19 protein-coding genes are annotated in these 20,654 nt (G+C 52.3%); 2 read left to right on the forward strand and 17 right to left on the reverse strand.

The window, feature by feature from the left end; all coding sequences use genetic code 11:
• Positions 1–158 precede the first annotated feature (158 nt).
• A complete protein-coding gene (argP, locus tag ACO0LD_RS03060) occupies positions 159–1,070 on the forward strand; it encodes an HTH-type transcriptional regulator ArgP (RefSeq protein ID WP_423003585.1) in 912 nt (303 codons plus the stop codon).
• Here the strand turns inward: argP and ACO0LD_RS03065 are convergent.
• The 11 genes from ACO0LD_RS03065 to ACO0LD_RS03115 all read right to left on the reverse strand — a co-directional run bounded on the left by ACO0LD_RS03065 (position 1,051) and on the right by ACO0LD_RS03115 (position 17,548).
• Entirely contained in the window at positions 1,051–2,319 is a 1,269-nt protein-coding gene (locus ACO0LD_RS03065; RefSeq protein ID WP_423003587.1) for a GGDEF domain-containing protein, read from the reverse strand. The two genes, argP and ACO0LD_RS03065, sit on opposite strands and share 20 nt — an antisense overlap.
• On the reverse strand, positions 2,316–3,137 hold the full coding sequence (locus ACO0LD_RS03070) for an ABC transporter substrate-binding protein (RefSeq protein ID WP_423003589.1): 822 nt from the start codon (positions 3,135–3,137) through the stop codon (positions 2,316–2,318). Before ACO0LD_RS03070 ends, ACO0LD_RS03065 begins: the two co-directional genes overlap by 4 nt.
• Positions 3,138–3,720: 583 nt before the next feature.
• On the reverse strand, positions 3,721–4,512 hold the full coding sequence (locus ACO0LD_RS03075; RefSeq protein WP_423003591.1) for a DNA adenine methylase: 792 nt from the start codon (positions 4,510–4,512) through the stop codon (positions 3,721–3,723).
• Positions 4,472–4,669, reverse strand: coding sequence for a Com family DNA-binding transcriptional regulator (locus ACO0LD_RS03080; protein ID WP_422973485.1), 198 nt, complete (start codon positions 4,667–4,669; stop codon positions 4,472–4,474). Before ACO0LD_RS03080 ends, ACO0LD_RS03075 begins: the two co-directional genes overlap by 41 nt.
• A 335-nt stretch (positions 4,670–5,004) precedes the next feature.
• A complete protein-coding gene (locus ACO0LD_RS03085) occupies positions 5,005–6,915 on the reverse strand; it encodes a hypothetical protein (protein WP_423003593.1) in 1,911 nt (636 codons plus the stop codon).
• Positions 6,916–6,918: 3 nt separating this feature from the next.
• Entirely contained in the window at positions 6,919–7,308 is a 390-nt protein-coding gene (locus tag ACO0LD_RS03090; protein WP_423003595.1) for a hypothetical protein, read from the reverse strand.
• Positions 7,305–8,288, reverse strand: coding sequence for a LamG domain-containing protein (locus tag ACO0LD_RS03095; RefSeq protein ID WP_423003597.1), 984 nt, complete (start codon positions 8,286–8,288; stop codon positions 7,305–7,307). The genes ACO0LD_RS03090 and ACO0LD_RS03095 overlap by 4 nt, the downstream gene beginning before the upstream one ends.
• Positions 8,289–8,290: 2 nt before the next feature.
• Positions 8,291–9,460: a hypothetical protein gene (locus tag ACO0LD_RS03100; protein WP_423003599.1), complete on the reverse strand. Its 1,170-nt coding sequence runs from the start codon at positions 9,458–9,460 to the stop codon at positions 8,291–8,293.
• Positions 9,461–9,471: 11 nt separating this feature from the next.
• Positions 9,472–13,089 carry a hypothetical protein gene (locus ACO0LD_RS03105; RefSeq protein ID WP_423003601.1) on the reverse strand — a complete coding sequence of 1,206 codons (3,618 nt, stop codon included), beginning with the start codon at positions 13,087–13,089 and terminating at the stop codon, positions 9,472–9,474.
• Between the two features lie 2 nt (positions 13,090–13,091).
• On the reverse strand, positions 13,092–13,493 hold the full coding sequence (locus ACO0LD_RS03110) for a hypothetical protein (RefSeq protein ID WP_423003603.1): 402 nt from the start codon (positions 13,491–13,493) through the stop codon (positions 13,092–13,094).
• Complete coding sequence (locus ACO0LD_RS03115) at positions 13,490–17,548, reverse strand: hypothetical protein (protein ID WP_423003605.1); 4,059 nt, start codon at positions 17,546–17,548, stop codon at positions 13,490–13,492. Before ACO0LD_RS03115 ends, ACO0LD_RS03110 begins: the two co-directional genes overlap by 4 nt.
• A gap of 17 nt (positions 17,549–17,565) precedes the next feature.
• On the opposite strand from ACO0LD_RS03115, the gene ACO0LD_RS03120 reads away from it, so the two are divergent.
• Positions 17,566–17,718, forward strand: a complete 153-nt coding sequence (locus ACO0LD_RS03120) for a hypothetical protein (protein ID WP_423003607.1) — start codon at positions 17,566–17,568, stop codon at positions 17,716–17,718.
• Here ACO0LD_RS03120 and ACO0LD_RS03125 read toward each other — a convergent pair.
• From ACO0LD_RS03125 to ACO0LD_RS03150, 6 genes are all read right to left on the reverse strand, one after another.
• Positions 17,715–18,188, reverse strand: coding sequence for a hypothetical protein (locus ACO0LD_RS03125; RefSeq protein WP_423003609.1), 474 nt, complete (start codon positions 18,186–18,188; stop codon positions 17,715–17,717). The genes ACO0LD_RS03120 and ACO0LD_RS03125 overlap by 4 nt on opposite strands.
• 107 nt (positions 18,189–18,295) lie before the next feature.
• Positions 18,296–19,060, reverse strand: coding sequence for a hypothetical protein (locus ACO0LD_RS03130; protein WP_423003611.1), 765 nt, complete (start codon positions 19,058–19,060; stop codon positions 18,296–18,298).
• A 34-nt stretch (positions 19,061–19,094) separates the two neighbouring features.
• Complete coding sequence (locus ACO0LD_RS03135; protein ID WP_423003613.1) at positions 19,095–19,283, reverse strand: DUF7210 family protein; 189 nt, start codon at positions 19,281–19,283, stop codon at positions 19,095–19,097.
• A 10-nt stretch (positions 19,284–19,293) separates the two neighbouring features.
• On the reverse strand, positions 19,294–19,743 hold the full coding sequence (locus ACO0LD_RS03140) for a phage tail terminator protein (RefSeq protein ID WP_423003615.1): 450 nt from the start codon (positions 19,741–19,743) through the stop codon (positions 19,294–19,296).
• Positions 19,743–20,156, reverse strand: a complete 414-nt coding sequence (locus ACO0LD_RS03145) for a gp436 family protein (RefSeq protein WP_423003617.1) — start codon at positions 20,154–20,156, stop codon at positions 19,743–19,745. The genes ACO0LD_RS03140 and ACO0LD_RS03145 overlap by 1 nt, the downstream gene beginning before the upstream one ends.
• On the reverse strand, positions 20,156–20,626 hold the full coding sequence (locus ACO0LD_RS03150) for a hypothetical protein (protein ID WP_423003619.1): 471 nt from the start codon (positions 20,624–20,626) through the stop codon (positions 20,156–20,158). The genes ACO0LD_RS03145 and ACO0LD_RS03150 overlap by 1 nt, the downstream gene beginning before the upstream one ends.
• Between the last annotated feature and the right edge of the window lie 28 nt (positions 20,627–20,654).

Below are 20,654 nucleotides of genomic sequence, written 5' to 3' on the forward strand. Positions count from 1 at the left end.
ACTCTTTCCTCCTCTGTGTCTCTGTGGTGCAGCAGGGAATTCGAGTGGCATGCCACTCGCCTGCGTAACGAAGACTTCTTGCAAGAAGTCTTTCCTTTCTCTGTGTTGAGAGGTCTTTACTCAAAACAACGCAAACTCATTAACATATCGATAGAAATATGCAAACAAGACTAGACAGCCGCCAATGCGAAGCCTTCCTGAGTGTCATTGACCATGGCAGCCTGGAACAAGCTGCCCAGGCCCTGAACCTGACCAGCTCGGCCATTTCCCAACGTATCAAGGCATTGGAAATGGAACTGGGCAATACCCTGCTGGTACGCAGCCGCCCCTGCCGTGCCACAGCAGCCGGGCAAAAACTGGTGCAACACTTGCGCCGGGTGGCAGAACTGGAACAGGATTTACAAAGTGAGTTTGCTGGTCAGCAAAGTGCCGCCATCAGCATTGCACTCGGGGTCAATGCCGATAGTCTTGATAGCTGGTTACTGCCTGCCCTGGCAGAATTTTTGATTGCTGAAAATATCCTGCTTGAAGTGTTGATCGATGATCAGGATCACACCCATGATTTACTGGAAAGCGGCATGGTCCTTGGCTGCCTCTCTGCAGAACAAAATGCCATGCGTGGTTGCCAGGCTGTGCCGCTGGGTTTCATGCGTTACCATCCTGTCGCCAGCAAAGCATATTGCCTGCGCTGGTTTCCGCAAGGGATGACACGCGAGGCAGCAAGGTCAGCACCGGTACTGACCTTTAATCGCAAAGACAAATTGCAAGCACAGATTTTGCTCGAACATTTTGGACTGCAGGAACATGCTTACCCCACCCACTATGTGCCGGCAACGACACCGTATAACCAGTCGATTTTACTAGGGCTGGGCTGGGGCGTGATTCCTGATGTCATGCTGGAAAATCTGGATCAGGACAAACTGGTCAGGCTGATGCCTGATCATCCTGTAGATGTCGCTCTGTACTGGCATCACTGGAAAGTGCAGACGCCACGACTGGCACGGCTGACGAATACCCTGGTCAGGCAAGCCCGCGGCAGTCTGCGGCAAATCAAGGCGCCAAATGAATAACTGGCGCTGCCTTGGGGTACACCTGGTTGCGGCCCTGGGATTTGGCTTTGTATAGCCATTCATCAGCCCTCTGCACCATGCTTTCCATACTGTCTGCGGCCTGCAGTTGTGCTACACCAAAGCTGGCAGTAATGTGCAATATGCGGCCATCTGACAGACGAATGACAAGATCATGCTCCACTTTATGGCGTATTCTTTCTGCCACTTCCAGTGCCGCGATCAGGCTGGTCTCTGGCAAGACCATGATAAATTCTTCCCCACCATAACGAACTATCCAGTCCACGTCCGCCCGCAATTCATCCACCAGGCATTGGGTAAAGGCGATGAGTACATTGTCCCCTACGGCATGGCCATATTCATCATTGATTTTCTTGAATAAATCAATGTCGCAAAACACCAGTGCCAAGTGACGCTGATAACGTATGGCCCTTTGTATTTCTGCCGGCATGCGTTCATTGAATAGCAGGCGGTTATAGCAATTGGTCAGGCCATCGGTAATCGACAATTGCTTCAGCGTTTTCATGGCGGCTTCGAGCTGGCTGGTTCGCTCAGCCACCAGCGCATCCTGATTGGCAATATGTTTTTGCAGGCTGTCCTGCATGGTACGGAAACCATCTACGACCAGGTCAATCTCGTTATAACCGTTTTCCGGTTTGCGTTTTAATTCCAGCTTGGTGGCCAGCTGATTGGCTTGCAGGTTTTTGACAAAATCAGCCAGTTGACGCATGGGTTTCTCAAGGTCGTGCCGCAATATCGCCACTACCGCTACAAAGATAAAAATCGACAGGATAATGACTTCAATAATGACGATAATAAAGCTGCGTAATAATTCCTTGCGCAGACTGGTTTTATCAACCACAAATTCTGCCGTGCCAACAGACTTGCTGGCATCTGCAGGTGCCGGTATGTCAAACCGCATGTGCTGACCGTTTTCCAGGCGATTGACATCGCCGCCGGTAAACTGTTGCCCGGTACTGGCCTTGATGGCGACGTAGGAGATTGTTTTATTTTTAAGGATTAAGGCGATCTGCTTTTGTATGGTTTGCGGTTCTATATCCCAGATAGCGACCGACAACAAAGGAAGATGGGCATGGGCCACATCATCCACAGTCATATTGAAATTTTCTTCTATTGCCCGGTAGTTGAGCCAGGCTTGCAAACTGCTGATACAGACCACGCACAGGATGACCCATTTGAAGACACGGCGTATCAACAAATTGGCTATCGGTTGCAAGGCTTGATTACTCATTTGCGCGGGTCAGACTGGATCAATAATTGGCGGAAACTGAAATCATATTTCTTGATGGCAGGGTTAAGGAATTTGCTGAATCTTTTAAAATCCACCTTATCAAAATTCTGCGCCCCAAATAATTGCTGAAAACGCCTGGCCTCTTCTGGCGTAAATAAAATGAACATGGACCTGTTTTGCTCCAGACCTTCATCGGCAAAGTCCTTGCCATGATGATAGTCATACAACATCACCAGACCAAACGCGCCAGTAATGAAATGACCACCAGCCAGGGCCGTGAGGCTGCCTGACTCCAGCGCAGTAAAAGCTTCTGCCGAGGTATTGATGGCGCTGAAATGAGCATCTCGCCCAGGCTTGCCGCCACGGACACGCCAGCTTTCAATTGCGCCAAAGCTCATCAAATCATTCCCGGCCCAGATCAGCCTGGTCTGGGGATAGCGCTGATACAGCCAGACACTCTGTTCCTGTGCCTTGGCACGATTCCAGTCACCATAGACAACCTGGTCCAATACCACGTTTGCTTCTGCCACTGCCTTGCGCATGCCCTCGTTACGCTTGTAGGAGGTAGCGGTGGACCTGTCCCCGGCAATTGCCAGCATGTGCAATTTGCCATCAGCACTGAACATTTTTTCGGCCTTGCCACGCTGTATCAGCGCGCGTGCAGTCAGGTAACCGGCGTCTTCTGCCTGTGGTTCAAGCACACCCAGCCAGCCCTTGTACAATTGGCGTGGCGAGCCAGTTTTTTCCCTGTCACCTGCATCATTGATACCACTATAGGCGAAAAATGTCTTGATACTTGCCGCATCCAGTATGCGCAAGGCTGTAAGCTCGCGGAGATTTTGTCCCCCGTTCGTACTTTATTTGTCACCGCAATAAACAAGGCGCTTGCGGGTTATTTGTCCCTCAAGCGCCTTGAAGTGGGTTATGACCTACGCACCTTGGTAAAATAAGCCAAGGCCAAAAACACAAGAAAAACAAAACCTCCCAATTCTATTGCAAGCCGCATCAATGCATTGTCCTCGAAAACCAAGGCGGCCACGCTAGATGGCTCTGGACTCTCAATTACCCGGCATACTGCCGTCCACCAAAGTAACCCAAACCCCCATGCTGCTAATGGTAGATACTCTGGCTGCAAATACGCGACAGACAGGACTAAACAACTACAAACAATCACGCAAGCGCTAGAAATGTACACAACTGATGCACTATAACCGTTAGCGATTGACAAAGTAGCAAACAAATAGACAAGTAGGAAATTGAAAAAAAATATGGATGTAACTGCAAATCTTACTAATTCACGCATGCGCCCTCCCTTTTGAATTTAACGCTTGATAAATACTAAGTCCAAATTTTTTTTTGGCAAGGTACAAGTACCTGAATTCGCGTATAACCAACAAAATATTAAAACAACTGTCCAAGTAGCTCCTCTTGCCAGTTCATTATCACCAGTTCCTTGCTGGTTTCCGGCTGGCCATGGGTGTTTGATACGCTGTACTTAATATCCAGACCCATCATGTGCAACCCGTTAAACGCCTCCCTAATATCTGGGTGATCATTGATGCTGACCATGACCTTTCCCTTGCACGTCTTCATAAACTCAGCCATTTGCACATAGTTTTCATAGCCAAATTCAACGCCGTAACCCTCTGTTTCCCAATATGGCGGGTCGCAGTAGAAAAACGTATGCGCCCGGTCATATCGCTTCATGCAGTCCAACCAGGACAGGTTTTCCACATACGTGCCAGCCAGGCGCAAATGGGCTGCGCTCAGGGCCTCCTCGATGCGGCACAGGTTAATCGGTGATCCTGTCGTGGCCGTGCCAAAGTTCTGGCCAGTCACCTTACCGCCAAATGCGTGCTGCTGCAGGTAGTAAAACCTGGCAGCACGCTGGATATCCGTTAACGTTTCCGGGATAGCTGCCTTCTGCCATTTGAATATCTGGCGGCTACTAATCGCCCACTTAAACTGCCTTACAAACTCTTCCATGTGATGCTGGACGACCCTGTAAAGGTTCACCAGCTCGCCATTGATATCATTGATAACCTCTGTTGGCGCTGGCACAGGGCGCAAGAAATACAGGGCAGCGCCACCACAAAACACCTCGACATAACACTCATGTTTCGGAAAAAGCGGGATCAATTTATCCGCCAACCTACGTTTGCCACCCAGCCAAGGGATGATTGGATTCGTCATTCTCTGTTGCTCCTGGTGACGCTCCTGGGCGTTCAGGTATGGCGCTCGTGGCGCTCAATTCATTTAATGCTTTACATCTGGGACACTTGATACTGAGCCTGGTGTATTCACCAGCCCCTAGTTTTTTACTACACTTTCCACATCGTATTTCCTGCATTTAACGCTCCGTGCTAACATTCGCCCCACCTGTACAGGTGGCAGGGCCGTGGTTTGAGCGCAGTGCATGCTGCAATCAGATGACTTGATCAGTGTTCGCGCACTGGTCAGGTCGCTCTGTTCTAAACGTCGATATTCACTACCGTTAAATCTGGGGCTTCCCCCTCTATCACACCATCCTTAAAAAACACCTTCGTATTCAATGTTGCCGGGCCTCTGGCCGTTACTTGCGCGCCTCCTGGTAGTTCTATGATGTTGTGACCTGGCCGGACTGCGATCACCTTACCTACGAGTAGTGGCGGCGCTGGTATCAGGTCTTTGAAAATCTTATAAATATTAGCCATGCGTTTGCACCTCGATAGTCTGGCGAAGCTTTGACTGTTCAGCGCTGATTGAAACACCTTTGACGATGCCCATCACCTCGGCGCTGTCCACATAACGTGTCATTTTGCCCGGCATGATAATTCCCGACTCTTGCAATACAGGCAGACTCAACGAATAGCTTGCATTGCGTCCTGTCTCAGCCAGGATAGAAATGCCGCGCTGCCTGGCGGGTGCGCTATCAGTAATCAGGGCATCTGTGATCATAGGGGCCAGCTTGTCACCAGCCGAACCAGCCCGTTTAACGTAACCGAGGATGCCGCCCGCCGTCGCGCCGCTCACATACACGGCGTTATAGTCTGGCTTGTCCGTCCAGCTTATTGACTCCCTTGTGACTGCTGCAGATGGCAATTCAATGTCAGGCGTAGTACTGGCCCATTCCCAGGGTTTCACCGGGTAACGCGGCATAATCCGCAAAGTCAGAGCCGTAGGGTCAGGCTGGATGAATGCGCCTGCCGCATTGGCGATAGTCGTCAATGCAGACATGTAGCTGCCTTGATGACTCCAGACGCCTGCAGGGACTAGCCAATCATCGATACTCCAATCTACAGACCAGCCAATAGGCACACCGTTAATCATCAGGGCGTCATTCATCAATTGCTGTGCTGTGCGCTCGATGTCGTTCTTAAACGTCAGGATAGGGCTGTACGGGTCTGCAAGCATGGCTGACAGGCCACGGCCACTGATGGATATGGTGGATTTGCCAAACACGTTTTCGCGCTGGATATCCTCGGCCAGCAAAGAAAACTTTTGCCCGTTGACTGATGCCTCCAGGATTACCTTATCGCCAGCGTGGCCAGGCTCGACCAGCGCCAGTGCAGATGCTGGCATCGATGTCGAAAACGACCATGTCCAGCTATCCATATCAATCTGCATTTGCAGGGTCGTGGCGGGCAGGATGTAATTGCCTTCGACACGTCTTAACTGTACGTCGTTAAGCATGATGTAAGTCCTTTTAACGGGTAAGACGATGGTATTCACTGGCGGCGCAGTGCGCTCACAAGAAAACACCAGGCTTGTAGAATTCGACCAGGCTGAAGCAAACAGCAAATCAACGGCATTGCCAGGTGGCGGCACATAGCAAGGCGGTTTAACGGGTGGCAGTATCTCCGCCGCTTTGCCTGGCGGCGGCTTCCTGGCCTTCTGAAAACCTGACCTACCTGTCACCTGCAATGCGTCAGCGTCCTGGAAACCGTCCCGCGCCTGCACCAGGTTGCGCCTTGCATCGCCCCAGCCCGATAAACGGCTGGCCCTGGCAACAGGTTGCATAGACTGGAATGCGGATTGCCTTTCAGTCTTCACAGGCCGTGCTTCTTGCCAGCTTGTCCTGGTCGTCGTCCTTGCCACTGGCGACATCGATGCGAAGCTGGTCAGCCTGCCGATCTCAACATGTATTGCTTCTTCATGGCTGGCCGTCGTACTGGTGCGGTTCCTTATCAAGCTATGCGCCAGTTTGACCTGGCCACGCGCAAACAATGGCCTGGCTACCTGCCAGTTATCCTGGCTCTTTGCATGGCTGGCCAGCATCACTTGGTAGATGGTTTTAACGCTTGATTCTGTTTGCTCGGCCTTTTGCCACGCGTTGCTGATTCTGCCCACCACTGGTCTGGCCGTGTCAGATAGATAGACGACTGCGCCATGGCAAACCATCGCCGGGAACGTGCCTGCCAGCGTTCCATGCAGGTCTGGCACGGTTGGCAAGGAAATATCCACGCCACCAAACACCAGGTCTGCAGGGTTCTCTCCAGGGCTTTCTGAAAACACCAGGTCAACTGGCACGTATGGCGCAGCTTCGCCGCCGAACACCATCAGCGACGGGTTGCCAGACGGCGCATCAGAAAACAGAAGCAGGCTAGACTCAGTCAAGGCTTATCCCAGATTCAAGGCTGTCAAAAACGCTTTGCCGCCTGCATACAGTTGCGTACTCTCAAGCTGGATCACACCATTGCCTGCCGCGTCGGTCACGTCGCAATCAAATGCGATTTCACCATTACCATTCACAACACGCGCCCAGGTAGCCTGGCCAGTAACAGCTATCAGCCCAAAAGTGCTGACCGTCAGACTAAGGACACCACCCGCAACAATGCCAGCGGGCTTGGTCAGTGCGACCTCTACCAGCATTTGCGTCTCAGGGCCACCAAAAGCAGGCTGTACGCCGTTATAAATGCGTACCCTGGCATGACCTGAGCCAGCGTCCAAATGAGTCAAGGAGCCTGCTTGTCTGGCTTCCAGGTGTTGTGGCGATATGCTCAAGATCATGGCATCAGCTCCGGCGTTAAATTGTCTGCCACGACTGCGCGGAAATTGTGCGTGTGGTCATAGGTCAACACGGTGTATTTAACGTCCATAGAAATATGGTCGAATACATATGCCCCTGTCACTGGGTCACTCCAGGTCTCGCGTATCATCATGCCATCACGGTCTTTGAATAATCTGACGCGGGTCGACACCGCAACGTCTGGCGGGCCTTTCTTCTTCGTCACGCCAGAAATTCTCCCGTTGCCGCCATAGAGTAGATCAGCCTCTTTCCGGCTCGGCGTTGCCAGGTGTGGGTGTTTAAAATTGGTCGAAGGAATACCCACTGAAACCACTCTTTTGACGACATGCACGCCAGTTGCCAAGATATCTGGCTTGGTCGCGTCAAATTCTCCGGGCGGCGTGAAGTTCCCAACGTACCTGGCGACACCTGCGGTCATTCTTAAGTCATCGATATAACACTGAGAACCCTGCACCCCTGATCCATCAGCCCCAATCGTGTTAATAATCGTTTCGCCAGGATACGTTGCAGTATTCGGCAAAGCGACGCCATCGACGTATAAAGACAATTGATTTGACGAGCGTACAGCGCAAACGTGGTGCCAAGTGTTAAGGCTCAATGCGGTAGTGGTGCTGGTAATGTATGGGTAAAAAATGGGATATGTTCCGTACACATATAGACCACCACTTCCTGTCCTGACCATGAGGGCGGCATAAGTGCTGGGCGCGCTGCGCAGATATACCCAGCATTCTATTGTCCAGTCGCCGCTACCCAGGCTGATGTCCGGGAACGTCAGAAAATCTGAATCCCCGTTCAGCTTCATGCTTGAACCACCATACACACTTTGCTCAGTGCTTAGTTTCGCGCTGCCATGAATCACAGGCGCAAATGATTTTGCTCCTGCATTCTCAATTGACGTGCTGTTATTTGCACCGTTAAACGGTAGTAAAACCGGAGTGTTATAAAAATACTGATCGGCCATTACTATCTCCAAGGCCCGGTTACATCAAAGAACATCGCTGCATTGAGGTATCCGGTTGAAGTCACAGCACGCAATGATCGGCCAGCCAGGTCACCCTGGCCTACGATTAAATCCTTGTTCGCCAGGATGGTGTATGCGTTTGATTGCGGAATGGCCAGCGCTCCCGGCAAGACTCCCCGATACGCTTTGCTGCCAAATTCAACCAAATTAAAATTAACCGCATACACGCCGCCGTCTGCTGGGTTAGGAAAGGACGTCGCACTGGGAATCGCACCTGAATACACGTTAGTATCCGAGTACATCAGCGGGAAAGTGCGGCCCATCTGTACGGCACCTCCCAGTCCCGAATAAGACCTGGCGCAGTAAAATTCTGCAGCAGCTACGGCTGAATACATAAGTTGCGCGGCAGTTGCTTGGAACTGACCAGGGTGGCTATATGCATTGCCAGTGATACCGCAAGCATAAGCGTCGCCGCTCTTTGTAGGCACAATATCGCCAAAGTACGTGATCTCTGCCACTCCAGGGTAAGAGGACATAGCAGGGTAACGCACCAGGTAGAATGCTCTGGCATCGGCGAAGACCAGCCACTTAACCTGTGTGCTGTCTGCAAAAACGCTTTTTTGCCAAAAGTAACCGCCAGCTAATTGGTTATTAGTCGGAAACTGTCCTGTCCCCGTGTTGATGTCGGACATGGACTCATAACCGACTACGCGGGTCATGGTCGCGTTTGTGTCATCTACGCGGCAATAACATCCACTGGATGCGCCATCTGCAGATTTGTACGCGGCGGTGTTGGTGGCGTTGAAAGCCTTTAACCATCCGGCGCCAGCCAGCTTGGCCGTGATCGTGCCTGTGGCAGTCTGGTTAGAAATGCCAGCGGTTGCAAACGAAATGGAATTGGCAGTAATGGCTGTAACCTTGGCCTCGCCATTGAGTTCTGCAGGCGACGTTACACCCGCCACTAGTGCCACTGTGCCGACCGTGAAACTGTGGCCAGCGCCGACGTTTAAGGTGGCCACGTTTCCGGCCACTACTGCAGAAGTCACTGATACAAGGCCAAAGCCGTTAATCAAGCAAGCATCCAGTACGGCGATCTGGCTACCAGGTGTACCAGTCAGCGTGGGCGCACCTGCCATCTCTGAATGAAAATATTTTACTGTCGTGTCAGTCATGTTTAACTCTCTTAAGGTTGGTCAATATCACCACGCACTAACAGCGTGAATTTGTCGTTGATCGATGATGGTGGCCCCTGCAGGATTGTCCTGGCCACCCACACTGGGTTAGTTGCCCCGACAGTGTTAAACCGCAGCACGTTGCCCACGGCCCAGCCCGATCCCCAGCCGATGGCCTTCAACGTGAAATAAGGCACGCTTGTTGCTGGGTTGATTGGCGAGCTGTCCGCAGTGGTTGTCCCTGTGCCGATCACGCCCACATGCTCGCCGATGATGTCAAAGGTCGTTGTGTTGGTGAACCTGATTGCCCAGCGCTCGGTCAATGCACCTTTGTTCGTCACCACGATAGGCGCAAGCGTGTCGTTATATGTGCCTTGCGCATCTGCGCCGTTGACCGTGTCCTGCCAGGTGTTATTGAATGTTGTCTGATCAAACAGCACAGAGACGCGGGCATGGGTATCACCAATGATCATGGCGCTGGACACATACGAACCCATCGGGAAGTTATGGGTCAATGCCCTGGACAAGGTCAACTGCCCATTGATCTGGGCGTCTGTCACCATGGCCATATCTTCGATACGATGCTCAACGGTCACAGGCACCACGTAGCTGGACACGTCCACAAACGTCACTGTCCCGGCTTCCAGGTCTTGCGTGTAGCCTGTGCTGATCACCTGGCCATTGCCATCAATGACGCGTATGCGGGACAGGCGAACCCTGGCACAGTTGATCGTCTGGCCGTTCACAACTGCACCGGGACTAACTGTAGCCGTGTGGCCGACCACCACAAAACTACCCTGGCGGAAGATAGGCACTTTACCGTCTGTCGGCAGGCGCACTGGATCAAGGCCCAGGATGTTCTGGTCTAATGGTAGGTAGGAATAGCCCACTGCGTTATAGCGCAATGAGTCAGTTTTAACTGCGCCAGTCTTGACGTACTTAACGCCAGCGATGCCCAGGTAAGACAAGTTCATAACGCCTGGATCATTGGCGTGTGTGTCGTCTACCGCCGTGCCAAAGCGCAGCGAGCAAATGCCGTTGTTAAAATCAACCGTTCCAAAAACGCCGGATGCAGGATTATTGATGATGCCATTGATATCTGGCGTCACTGAGAAATTGTCGCCGTTTTGCTTTGTGCCATCCAAAGAGAAACCACCGTTAAACAATGGCGCAACGGCTGTCCTAAATGTAATCGCATCCGTAAGCGCGGTTGTGCCTTCAGAATCAATGCCAGCGATATTGCTTGGCGTGTTGTTGCTTCCTGCGGCCCAGTCGGTCAATACAACACCGTTCATGCTTGACACCGCGCCAATGGAACCACAGAGCGTGCCTGTACCTGTCGTTACGGATACATCCTTGACCAGGCGATTATCCGTGGTAACGAAATGCCGCTTACCACTCAGGGTGAAAGCAGAAGGCGCAGGAGTGCTGGGCATAAACAAGCTGTCCAGCGTGAAATTGTAGGTCTGGCCAGTGCCATCTGAACCGACATACATCAGTTCGGCAGCGTTGTGCTGCAGGCCCACCCACCAAGCCCAAGACACGGTTATTTCTCCAGGTGGTGTGGTTGCTCCGTTTTGAAAGTTCAACGTGCGCGTATACATGCTCTTGCTGATGACCTGGCCAGTTTGAATAGAACCATCTGGGAGCAGGCTAGTGCTTTGATAGTTGTTTTCTTCTTTCTTGACTCCGCCAATGGATTTAACCAGTGTGCATTCGCCTGTGGTGTAGTTGATAGTCCCTACCGTTAAATTGCTGTCGTAATTCGCAATCTGCAGATGGCCAGCGCCGTCATCCACGACTTGCACAAGCTCCTGTTTAAAGATGGTGGACATATACCATGTGAAGCCGCTGTAATTCGTATATACGGACATCAGGAACGTTCTGGGGCGCACTGGGCCGATAACTGAAAATGCCCAGTTGACACCGCTATCAGTGAACAATGCAACAGCGCCGATGACTGCTGCAGCATTCGTGGTAGACATGACCACGCCCGCATTCTTTGTTGGCAGTGTCTTAGGGCAAAACAAAACTCTGCCTGTAGCGTAGTTCACTGTCCCGGTCGCATCTCCAGTCAGAGCGCCATTGTTATCCGTGGCTGTGCGGGCTGTGCCATCGTGCCAGGTCAACATCAGGGAGCCTGGCTTGATTGCATCGTTGATCGTGACAACCTTGCCAAACGCCTTGGCCTGGTCACCAGGCTGACCAGGAATCAGGGTCATAGGGCGCGAGGTGGACGTATCGACCCACTGCAGGATGATCTGGCTACCTACGTCCGGCAATGTCCCCAGAGTCACGGAAACTGTCCCTGTAGTAAAATTCACCGTCCCAGCGCCTATGACGCTTTCTGATCCACGGATAGCGCCTGAGCCATCATCTGAAAGTACATACCAGCGAGACAACGCCCTGTAACTGACTTGCAGGGTGCCACGCGCTGGAATGGAGGCAATCGAAAACACCCAGTTTGCGCGCTGGCCCTGGGCGGTGACAGGGACACCCACGGAGGAAGTCACGGATGTAGGTGTGTCTGCAGGCGTGTAAGTGTAAGTCGTGGAATTAACACCTGTCCCGAAAATGTTTGTCGATACAGACACCACGCCGTTTTCATAATCGATAGCGCCTACTGCCGTGTCAGCGTTGAACAATACGCCGCCTTTGTCTGTCACCGATACGCTACCGACAGCCAGACTGAAAGAGCCAGGCAGTATCTTGCCGCCTATGTACATGGACTGCGTTTTGTTCAGTGCAGCGTTGACCGTGTTCGTGAATGCTTCCCCAGCTTTGAGCAGAGGCAATGACCGCTGGCTCATACGTGCATCAGCGATTGGTACTTCCACTTTTGTGCTGGGTACAAGCTGATTGAATATGCTGGAGCCTTTGACGACCAGGTCACCCAGTGCTGCAACCTGGGTAAGAGGCACAACGCCATAGTAACGGGCCGCGTCTGCCACTATGGTGGAAAACATGCGCGTTCTACCGATGTAGTCGCTGGCCGCTGCCTCCGTGCGTGTGGCGTCCATGCCCGCAAAGTCGGCTGTCAGTGCGTCACTGAGCGTTAAAGATACTTCGAGGCGTGTAAAGTCCCCATTCGTATCTGTGAAGGTGCGGACACGGGAAGACGCGGCAATTATCTTGATGTATTGCTCAAGCTGCGTGGGCAAGCCGTCATTCTTGCGCATAACCAGAGTGTCACCGACTGCAGGCGCTGGGATACTTTCACGTTGCAGGAGCGTGACGATGCGCTGGCCAGCGATGTGATCGCCAAACAGATTGCCGGGATATCTCGCGCCCAGGGACAAATACGATTCAATCCTACCTTTAGCAGATGCCCTGGTATCAAACACCTGGCCAGTAGAAAACAGGGTGATCGACACCTTGGGGTCTGACGGTGGTTCGGCCACGATCACATTTGCACCAAAGTAGGTGTCCACGCTGTTCGTCAGAACTGAGGCAAACAATTTGCGCAGATTCACGCGGCCACCAGCTCTATCCAATTCGGATATGTCTGGAAAAATGCTGTTGCTTGTACCGTCGATGATAAGCGTGGCAGTCGGGCCACCGCCGCCCTCGGGTACATCGTCCATCACTTTGGAAGTCTGCAGGGCGACATCGCCCGCTAGTATAGGCATCGTTAAATCTCCATAAACTTAAGTTTCACTAACCAATAATCATCTGCGTCATAGGTCGCCATCTGGCGCACCGGCTCAGCTTCCAGGGCTGGCGGTTCATGGTGGCGAAACACAACGTTAAAGCCTCGGCCATCGTCTAAGGTCAGACGAAACTGCTGGCCTGGCACCGTTGACCAGGTGCGCAATTTGTCAGCCACGGCCCTGGTATGCCAGGCCATGCTGTTTTCTGGCGGCTGCAGGCTGATAGGTCGGCCAGCCTGGCGTGTCGCGTTTTCAACCAGGAGCGCCCCAGTCAGGCTGTATTCCACAGACGACACAACTGGTGTCCATTCGTGCTCATCCACCCATAGGAGGTCGTGTGACAGCTCCTGGTCTTCGCCTAGCGTTAAATTGCGTAGCATCATGATGCTGTCCTTTGCGCCTGCTTGAGCATGTCTAATAAATTGCGTTCATTATTAGCGTTCGTCGTCACCTGGACAGTCTTCCCGCCACCCGTTAAATTGACCTGGATAGTCTTCTCTGGTTTTTGGGTAGTGGCTGGCCTGGCAGACTGCTTGACCAGCTCCTTGATGGCAGGATCATCTGTCATCCTGGGAAAACTGATCTGGCTCAGCAACTGGCGCGATAGGTCGGCGACTGTCGGCGCATTGCGGTAGTTCGCAGCCTCTGGTGCGGTCAAGACTTTTTCATCCTCATGAAGCTCGGCCACGTAACCGTCTTTAGGGACGCGATCCAGCCCACCTTTATGAGAACCATCTACACGTCGGCGGAAACCGCCACTGGGGCCTCCAGGCGTGGCAAAACCGCCCATTCCACCGCTGCCGTCATTTATCCCGGCGCTGCCCGCTTCACTGGTGTTGATGCCCATGGACTCGGCCAGCGTCTTGGCGCGGTTATAACTGCGCAAAATGCTGTCAGCGCCCCCAGAAGAAAATGCCGTAGAGTTTGCGTCGTACATTTCCTTGTTTGCTTTGGCAGCTTTCCAGGCTGTTTGGGCGCGCTGCTTGTTCTCGGCTGTCGGTTCAATCTTCTTACCGTGTTCAGCGTCAAACAGCATGTCGGCAATGTCGTTATCCATTGCAGCAGCACCGAAGCCATCCGAAGCAGTACTGGATGCCTTGCCGGATTTATCGACGATAACGCCTTGTTCATTTTCATAGTGACCCTTGCTGGTGTAGCGCAGATGCTCACCGTCAGGCGTGGTTACATCGTTTTTGCCAACTGGATCAAGTCCTGTATATCGCTCCTTGGTCGCTGGTGGCTTAGATGAATACTGTTCACCCCTAACGTTCGGTAAATCTCCTGAGGGGCGATTTGGCGTATTTTCACCATTCTTTGGTGGGGCGCTAATATTGCCACCACCTGGAATCTTGACTTTCCCAGCCGCATCGGCAGCTTTGTCGAATTTTGTAATCAACCCGCCAACCGCACCATCGGCCTTCTCAATCTCACCCTTCAGGGAACCTACTGCAGTCTTTGTGGCGTTGACCTTTTCTGTAACCAGGGTCTGACTTTGTGCGACGTTTCCAGTCGTACTGTTGATCTGTTCAATTGCGCCACGATTCAACTCATAGGCAACATTAGTCTCTTTAACTGTGTCTCTAACCAGTTCTTGCTTTACCTTTTTTTCTTCTACTTGACTGACAATAGCTTGCTGACCAGACAGTTCAGAGCGTGACCAATTCACAGCCTCTTCGGCTTGGCGTGCAGCGTCTGCAGCTCCTTTTGCTTTGTCCTTGTAAACATCTACGTCTTCTTTACCCAAATGCAACTCTACTTCTTTTTCTGCATTTATCTTCTGTTGCAAGCTAATCAAAAGTTTTTGGGAATCGACCGCTACCTGGTAAGCCAATTTAGCTTCTGCGGCCTTTTCGATCGCTAATTGCTTGTTTATCTTGGCTAAGTTTAGTTCTTCCTTAGCCAATTCAGACCCGGATTTCCTATATTCGTTTTGCTTTAACAAGACGTCAAGATTTGCGCGACCGACGTCAGCCTGCGCTTTCACCAGGTCTAGGTGTGCCTTTGCAAGGTCAGCGTTTGAGCGCGACATATCCGCAGCTTGCTGCGCAAGCCTTGCCATAGCAGCTTCTGCACCCTTGCTCTTCTCTTCAATATCCTTTAAGGCCCTAGCCAAAGCCTCGCCGGATATTGTCCCTGCTTTCGCAAGGCGTTCTACTTCTGCACGTAGGTCGGCAAAGTCCTTGTCGGTCTTTGCCGTTTTTAACGCCTTCTCAAACAGTTCATCAAATTTGATGCCAACCTCTGCAAGCGCGGGCTTGATGTCCCCAGCCGCTCTTTTAACATCACCCAGCGATGCCCCAACTTGATTGAGTTCTGCCAGCGTCTTTGATGCATCAACACCTTTAGAGAATGCGTCAAGCAGGGTTGCTGATGTCGCTTTGGTGTTGCTGCCCAACTCCGCCACCAGAGCTTTCGCTGTATCGAATTCTTTGTTTAACGGTGCAAGGCGATCTTTCCCCGCCAGCTCGACTACTTTTAGGCCAGCCTCATTAACAGCTTTTGAGAAATTGCTTAGGTCATCGGCGGACAGACGCTGCAGGCGCTTTTGCAGTTCATCAAGCTGTGCTGCACTAAGCTGGCCAGCCGCCTGCATGTCTCTCAGCTTGCCATTCATCGCCTCGGCCTGCGCGGTGAATTCCTTTGTGTTCGTTCCGTTCTGACGCACGGCTTCAGCCAGGCGCAACACTTCCGCCTCTGCTTTGCTGAAGTCCGTCACCTCGGCAAGTTTCTGCTGGTATATGGCCGCGTCCCTTAGAGACTGGCGGTATTTGCCTACGGCACTTTCACCACGGGCAAACTGGCTAACAGTTTGATCCGCGAAGCCGATCATGTCCTTTCCAGTAGCCTGCAGACTGTCGCCCACGCCCTGGATAGCCTTGCCCCAGTCCTTGTTCACGTATCCTACAAGCTTGCCAAAGCCAGAGATGATTTTGCCGATGATGTCCAGGGCTGCGCCACCCATACCAAATATCGTAGCCGTGACCAGGTCAAGGCCGTCCTTGAGACCAGCGAGCACCAGGGCAATAGTGCCAATCAGAAATTTAAGGATTTGGCCCAGGACTGTAACCTTGGTTCCTGCAGAGTCCGTGTAGTGTCCCAGCGTTAAAATTTCTGTACCGACCTTGATCACGAAGCCGAGCAGCTCCATGAAGCCTTTTCCCAGGGCCGCAATGGATGGGTAGATTTCACCGACCATGCCCAGCACTGTGTTTAACGCGCCACCCATGGCATTACCGAATGAAGACACGCCCTCGGCCAGCAAGCGTGATGCAGCACCTGATTTGTCAATTCCCTGGGCTATCCTGTCGGCATCCTTCAAAAACCGGGTTGCAGCGTCCACCAGTGCGCCATAGGCAGGCAGCAGCTTGCTACCAATGTCGTTGGCCAGCTCTTCCTGGTATCGCTTCAATGACTGGACTTTCTTGCCGACCGTGTCCATGGACGCTTCATAGGAGCCTTGCAGCTTTTCTGCCTGCTTCAGTGATTCATCCATCACCGCCTGGGCTTTTTGCTTCTGGGTCAACTGCTCGACGGTCTTGCCAATGGATATCGCAAACTGACGCTCTGCGGCCTCGACGTTGACCGTTAAACCCATGTAGCGCAGGCCCACGGTATCCAGTTGCGAGATGTTCGTTATGAGCCTCGTCAGGGTAGCTGACGAGTTTTCACCTGTGACCACGGCCAGGTCTTGCGCGGCCCTGGCCAGCTTCGCTACCTGGGACACTTGGCCTTCTGCTTTGGGGCCGATCTCCAGACCCGCCTGGATCATTTGAGTAATGGCTTCGCGGGTTCCCTGGGTCGTGATACCCAGGCCCTTGACCTCTTTCTCATACTTGCCTATCTCTTGCGCACCATACCCGGCATTCTTCGCCACGACGTTCATGGTGATGCCCAGGGTCTCTGTTCGGGCCGCATAATCGGCAGACTCTTTGAGTCCATAGGCCACGGCCAGCGCAACAAATGCGCTGATCAGTGATCCCACGTTGTCCTTCAATACACCAACGGCAGAACTGACTGCGGATGCTGCTGGGTTCATCACTCCCAGCGCTTTATTTAACGCGCCACCGCCTCCGGCAGCATCATTGGATTTGTCTGATACGCCTTTCAGTTCTTGATTTAGCTCGGCCAGCTTTGTCCTGGTGGCATTGGTGACCGATTGCAGTTCTTTGCCGGATAGCTGTCCAGTGCTGGTCAGTTGCTGGTGTGCCTGGGTGACCTTGGCGATTTCTGCGCGTATTTCAGCAAAAGAGCGGACGCCTATGGCCTTGTACGCTTCGGCCTGGCTGCTGAGTTCAGTAAAACCTTGTTTTCCTGCAGACGCATTTGCACCCGCCGTCTTGGCAGACTCGCCCAACCCGGTGATTTCCTTGGCTAAGGCCGTGACTCCATTCAGTCCCTCGACCAGGGTTTTAATTTTCAGTTCCAGGACTGTTGACATTACTTCAGCTCTCCAAAATGCTTTACCACTGCTTTAACGCTATCCTCGTCACCCCTGGTCGCGACCAGCATCAAGTGGAACAGCTCACTATCCCGCTGGTTCTTGAACCGGGCTACGCTGCTGACGAATGCCTTGAACTGCGGCCAGGTGTATTCCAGGATGTCTTTTAGGCTGTGGCCTGCTGCGATGAGGGATTGGATGCTGTCTGCCCAATGGCTGTCAGAGCCTGAGCGTTGTCTTTTACCGCTGTACTGAGCGTTCCGATTGTTTGCAACAGGCGTGGCAGAACGCGCTGGATAAAAAAATCGATATTGACCTCCAGCAAAGCTGTTAGCAAAGTCACGGCGTCGTCAATGTCCAGCCCATCGACCCAGTCACGCGGCTTGTTTGCCAGGACAGATAGCAGGTTTAAGCTGTCGTCAGTGTGCGCAATAACCAGATTGAGCATGTCAAGCTTTGAGCCTTGAGCATTTCCCATCAACACGTAAGCAATTGGCTGGACGGCGGTTAAGACCAAAGGAAGGCGACCAACTTTAAACGGCTGAATCGGCAATGATTCACCCGCAATGATGATTGTTTTAACGGTAGGAATGATCTTGCTCAGGTCATCTTGTGGTGGTGTGTTTTCTGCTGTTGACATGTTCGCTCCTGGTTGTTTGGGTAAGTGCAACCAGTGTAGAGAGCAAACAAAAAGCCCATCAGTTGATGGGCTTCAGTGGGATGCATGCCGTCTAGTGACGGCTTTTTTTAAGCGGTCGATACCTGGAGTATTCGTCCGAATCGGCCCATTTCACCATCGGCAGGCTTGGTGCTGTCAATCAGGACTTCAGCGCTGATTTTCATATCGCCTTGCTTCTCAGTGATCAGAGCCAGTTCTTTCAAAGGTTCCGTTTTCAACCTGTACAGCTCTACTATGATGGGTGCGCCGCCTTGTGCCAGATTAATGCCTTCATAGCGGAAGTAAACATCATCAGGAATCTTGCTGAATATCGATATTGAGTTCACTCCGCCATGTGTATAGGCTACTTTAAGCGGCTCGGTTAAGCCTGTGGCATCCTTGATTGTTATCGCGCCATAGACTGCTTCCACATCATACTTGCTTGAATTCAGTGTCACGGGTGTAGCAGAAGAATCGGTGATTGTCACGGCTGACGCTTGAGGGTATTTCAGCGCTATTCGGTCACCGCTGAGCAAACCGCTTGGCAAAACCTCGCCTGTTACTGTCCCGTTCGCAATCAGGCTGTTCTTACCGAAGATCACCTGGCTGACGTTTTCCGGGCTGAAGTCCATCAGTGTCAAATCCAGATTGGCTTCCTTATCAAGCACCAGGCTCATGGATTTGCCACGCTCGCCAGACCAGGACTCTTTACGTTCGACCTTGGTTGTTTTAAAAGTGATTTTTGCTTCGTCAACGTCGCCGAGCCAGCGCAATGACTTTGGATTGCCGTTGGCGTCACGCAAGCCAAAGAATGTTTTACCCTGGCCCAGATAGTATTGTGGTTGGTAAGTCATGTTATGGACTCCTTTGTATTGTGGTCAAATCGTTTTACTTCTTGGCGTCTTTGTTGCTCTTGCCGTCTGGTTCCTTTTCCGGGTTGACCAGCTCACCCACGGCGACTGCAGTCAGCCATTCAGCATCCATGGGCGACACTGTGATTTCTGCACCTGCTTCATATTTAACGCCTGCATGTGTGTGCGGCTTTTTCAGACGAACCACGACGTTTTGATTACTCATAAATCCTCCGTTAGGAATTAAAAACAAACTCTGCTTTAAAAACAAAAGGGTAGTAACCATACCCATTTGCGTAATGTGGTGGAACCGGCCTGCCACGCACCAGCGGCTTAACGGTGTCGTCTGGCTTCCAACCGCTGACAGCCCTTAGCAGCGATGCAATCAATGGCCCAGCTAATCGCCTGGCACCTTCACCTGTGTTAATTGGGTCGGCGTCATAGACAGCCAGAATCACTGCCCAGAGCTGGGTAACTACTTGCACCTTGCCCAGGTTGCCCTGGTCTCTGGATGTCGTGCCAGTCTCGTCACCCACATAGATGACATGCGCTGCAGGTGTTATCTGCTGCTGTGTCGCTAGGTCGGCCAGGTTGGCGCAGGCATAGACCCCTTGTAAGCCAGGCATTTTTTCCTTGATCCTGGCAATCAGTGGCTGCTCTATGAACAGGTAATCTTCAATTGCCATTACCAGTCCCTCCCGCCAAACACACTGCGGCCTGGTGCAATTTGGACGGTATCGGCTGTCTGCGCCACCTTGTTTTCGACATCCAGGCCAAGTGAACACTTGCCCTTGGATATCTCTGACAGCAGCCTGATCCTCTGGTGGTAGCGCTTCGATACTGGGTGGTCATCGTCAATCCTGGTGTGCAGGAAATAGCGTGTCAGGTCTTGACTGATCTGCTGCAGAATGATGGGCGTCGATGCCAGAGGCAGCGGATAGCGTCCCTCCAGGTACACATCGATTTCTGCCTGGGCCTGACTGATAGCCTTGTTGACCACGTCCACATTTACCACTGATCCCGGTACGTCGCGGTTACTCAGAGAGACAAGCTCTTTTTCCCCAAAGGCATCAATCAAGTCCTGGACACTGCAGTACATCACTCTCTCCGCAGGTAAGGGTCGCTCGCGATGGCCGTAAATTGCTCTTCGGTCAGTTCGTCCAGGTCGACTGGTCGCCCCTGATCGGTAAAGCAGATGCCGCCCCTGTAGCGGCGATTGTTAGGCACATTGACTGTGCGAATATTGACGATTCGGCGTACGTCCAGAGCATTTGCGTTTATGTCTTCTGCAGTAACTTGCATAAGCGCCTGGACGAGTGACTCGATTTTGTCGTTTACAGGGGGCTGCTCGGTCACTGTTGCGCCGTCCTGTACGGCCTGGTCTTGCTGGCCTTGCGCTGCGGTCTGTTCAAGCAGCTTGCCTTCTTCCCCTGCGGACTGGCCCTGGTCAGATGGGTCTGACTTCTTGTCCTGGCTTGGCTGAGTCTGCAACTCCTGCTGCCCTTGTAACGTTGACTGGTCAGGCTGTTTTCCAGCATCATCACCAGCTTTGTCTTGTTTCTTGCTCATGGTTGCTCCTGTACGTAATTGTTGATCC

The organism is Undibacterium sp. Ji83W, assembly GCF_049340385.1.
Classification (GTDB): Bacteria; Pseudomonadota; Gammaproteobacteria; order Burkholderiales; family Burkholderiaceae_D; genus Undibacterium.

What these genes read in the sequence shown, in the direction of transcription:
- ACO0LD_RS03110 (WP_423003603.1), bottom strand. Translation starts at nt 13,493, where the DNA reads ATGATGCTACGCAATTTAACGCTAGGCGAAGACCAGGAGCTGTCACAC.
- argP (WP_423003585.1), top strand. Translation starts at nt 159, where the DNA reads ATGCAAACAAGACTAGACAGCCGCCAATGCGAAGCCTTCCTGAGTGTC.
- ACO0LD_RS03115 (WP_423003605.1), bottom strand. Translation starts at nt 17,548, where the DNA reads ATGTCAACAGTCCTGGAACTGAAAATTAAAACCCTGGTCGAGGGACTG.
- ACO0LD_RS03125 (WP_423003609.1), bottom strand. Translation starts at nt 18,188, where the DNA reads ATGTCAACAGCAGAAAACACACCACCACAAGATGACCTGAGCAAGATC.
- ACO0LD_RS03120 (WP_423003607.1), top strand. Translation starts at nt 17,566, where the DNA reads ATGCTTTACCACTGCTTTAACGCTATCCTCGTCACCCCTGGTCGCGAC.
- ACO0LD_RS03130 (WP_423003611.1), bottom strand. Translation starts at nt 19,060, where the DNA reads ATGACTTACCAACCACAATACTATCTGGGCCAGGGTAAAACATTCTTT.
- ACO0LD_RS03090 (WP_423003595.1), bottom strand. Translation starts at nt 7,308, where the DNA reads ATGATCTTGAGCATATCGCCACAACACCTGGAAGCCAGACAAGCAGGC.
- ACO0LD_RS03150 (WP_423003619.1), bottom strand. Translation starts at nt 20,626, where the DNA reads ATGAGCAAGAAACAAGACAAAGCTGGTGATGATGCTGGAAAACAGCCT.
- ACO0LD_RS03075 (WP_423003591.1), bottom strand. Translation starts at nt 4,512, where the DNA reads ATGACGAATCCAATCATCCCTTGGCTGGGTGGCAAACGTAGGTTGGCG.
- ACO0LD_RS03145 (WP_423003617.1), bottom strand. Translation starts at nt 20,156, where the DNA reads ATGTACTGCAGTGTCCAGGACTTGATTGATGCCTTTGGGGAAAAAGAG.
- ACO0LD_RS03140 (WP_423003615.1), bottom strand. Translation starts at nt 19,743, where the DNA reads ATGGCAATTGAAGATTACCTGTTCATAGAGCAGCCACTGATTGCCAGG.
- ACO0LD_RS03100 (WP_423003599.1), bottom strand. Translation starts at nt 9,460, where the DNA reads ATGACTGACACGACAGTAAAATATTTTCATTCAGAGATGGCAGGTGCG.
- ACO0LD_RS03135 (WP_423003613.1), bottom strand. Translation starts at nt 19,283, where the DNA reads ATGAGTAATCAAAACGTCGTGGTTCGTCTGAAAAAGCCGCACACACAT.
- ACO0LD_RS03095 (WP_423003597.1), bottom strand. Translation starts at nt 8,288, where the DNA reads ATGGCCGATCAGTATTTTTATAACACTCCGGTTTTACTACCGTTTAAC.
- ACO0LD_RS03105 (WP_423003601.1), bottom strand. Translation starts at nt 13,089, where the DNA reads ATGCCTATACTAGCGGGCGATGTCGCCCTGCAGACTTCCAAAGTGATG.
- ACO0LD_RS03065 (WP_423003587.1), bottom strand. Translation starts at nt 2,319, where the DNA reads ATGAGTAATCAAGCCTTGCAACCGATAGCCAATTTGTTGATACGCCGT.
- ACO0LD_RS03080 (WP_422973485.1), bottom strand. Translation starts at nt 4,669, where the DNA reads ATGCAGGAAATACGATGTGGAAAGTGTAGTAAAAAACTAGGGGCTGGT.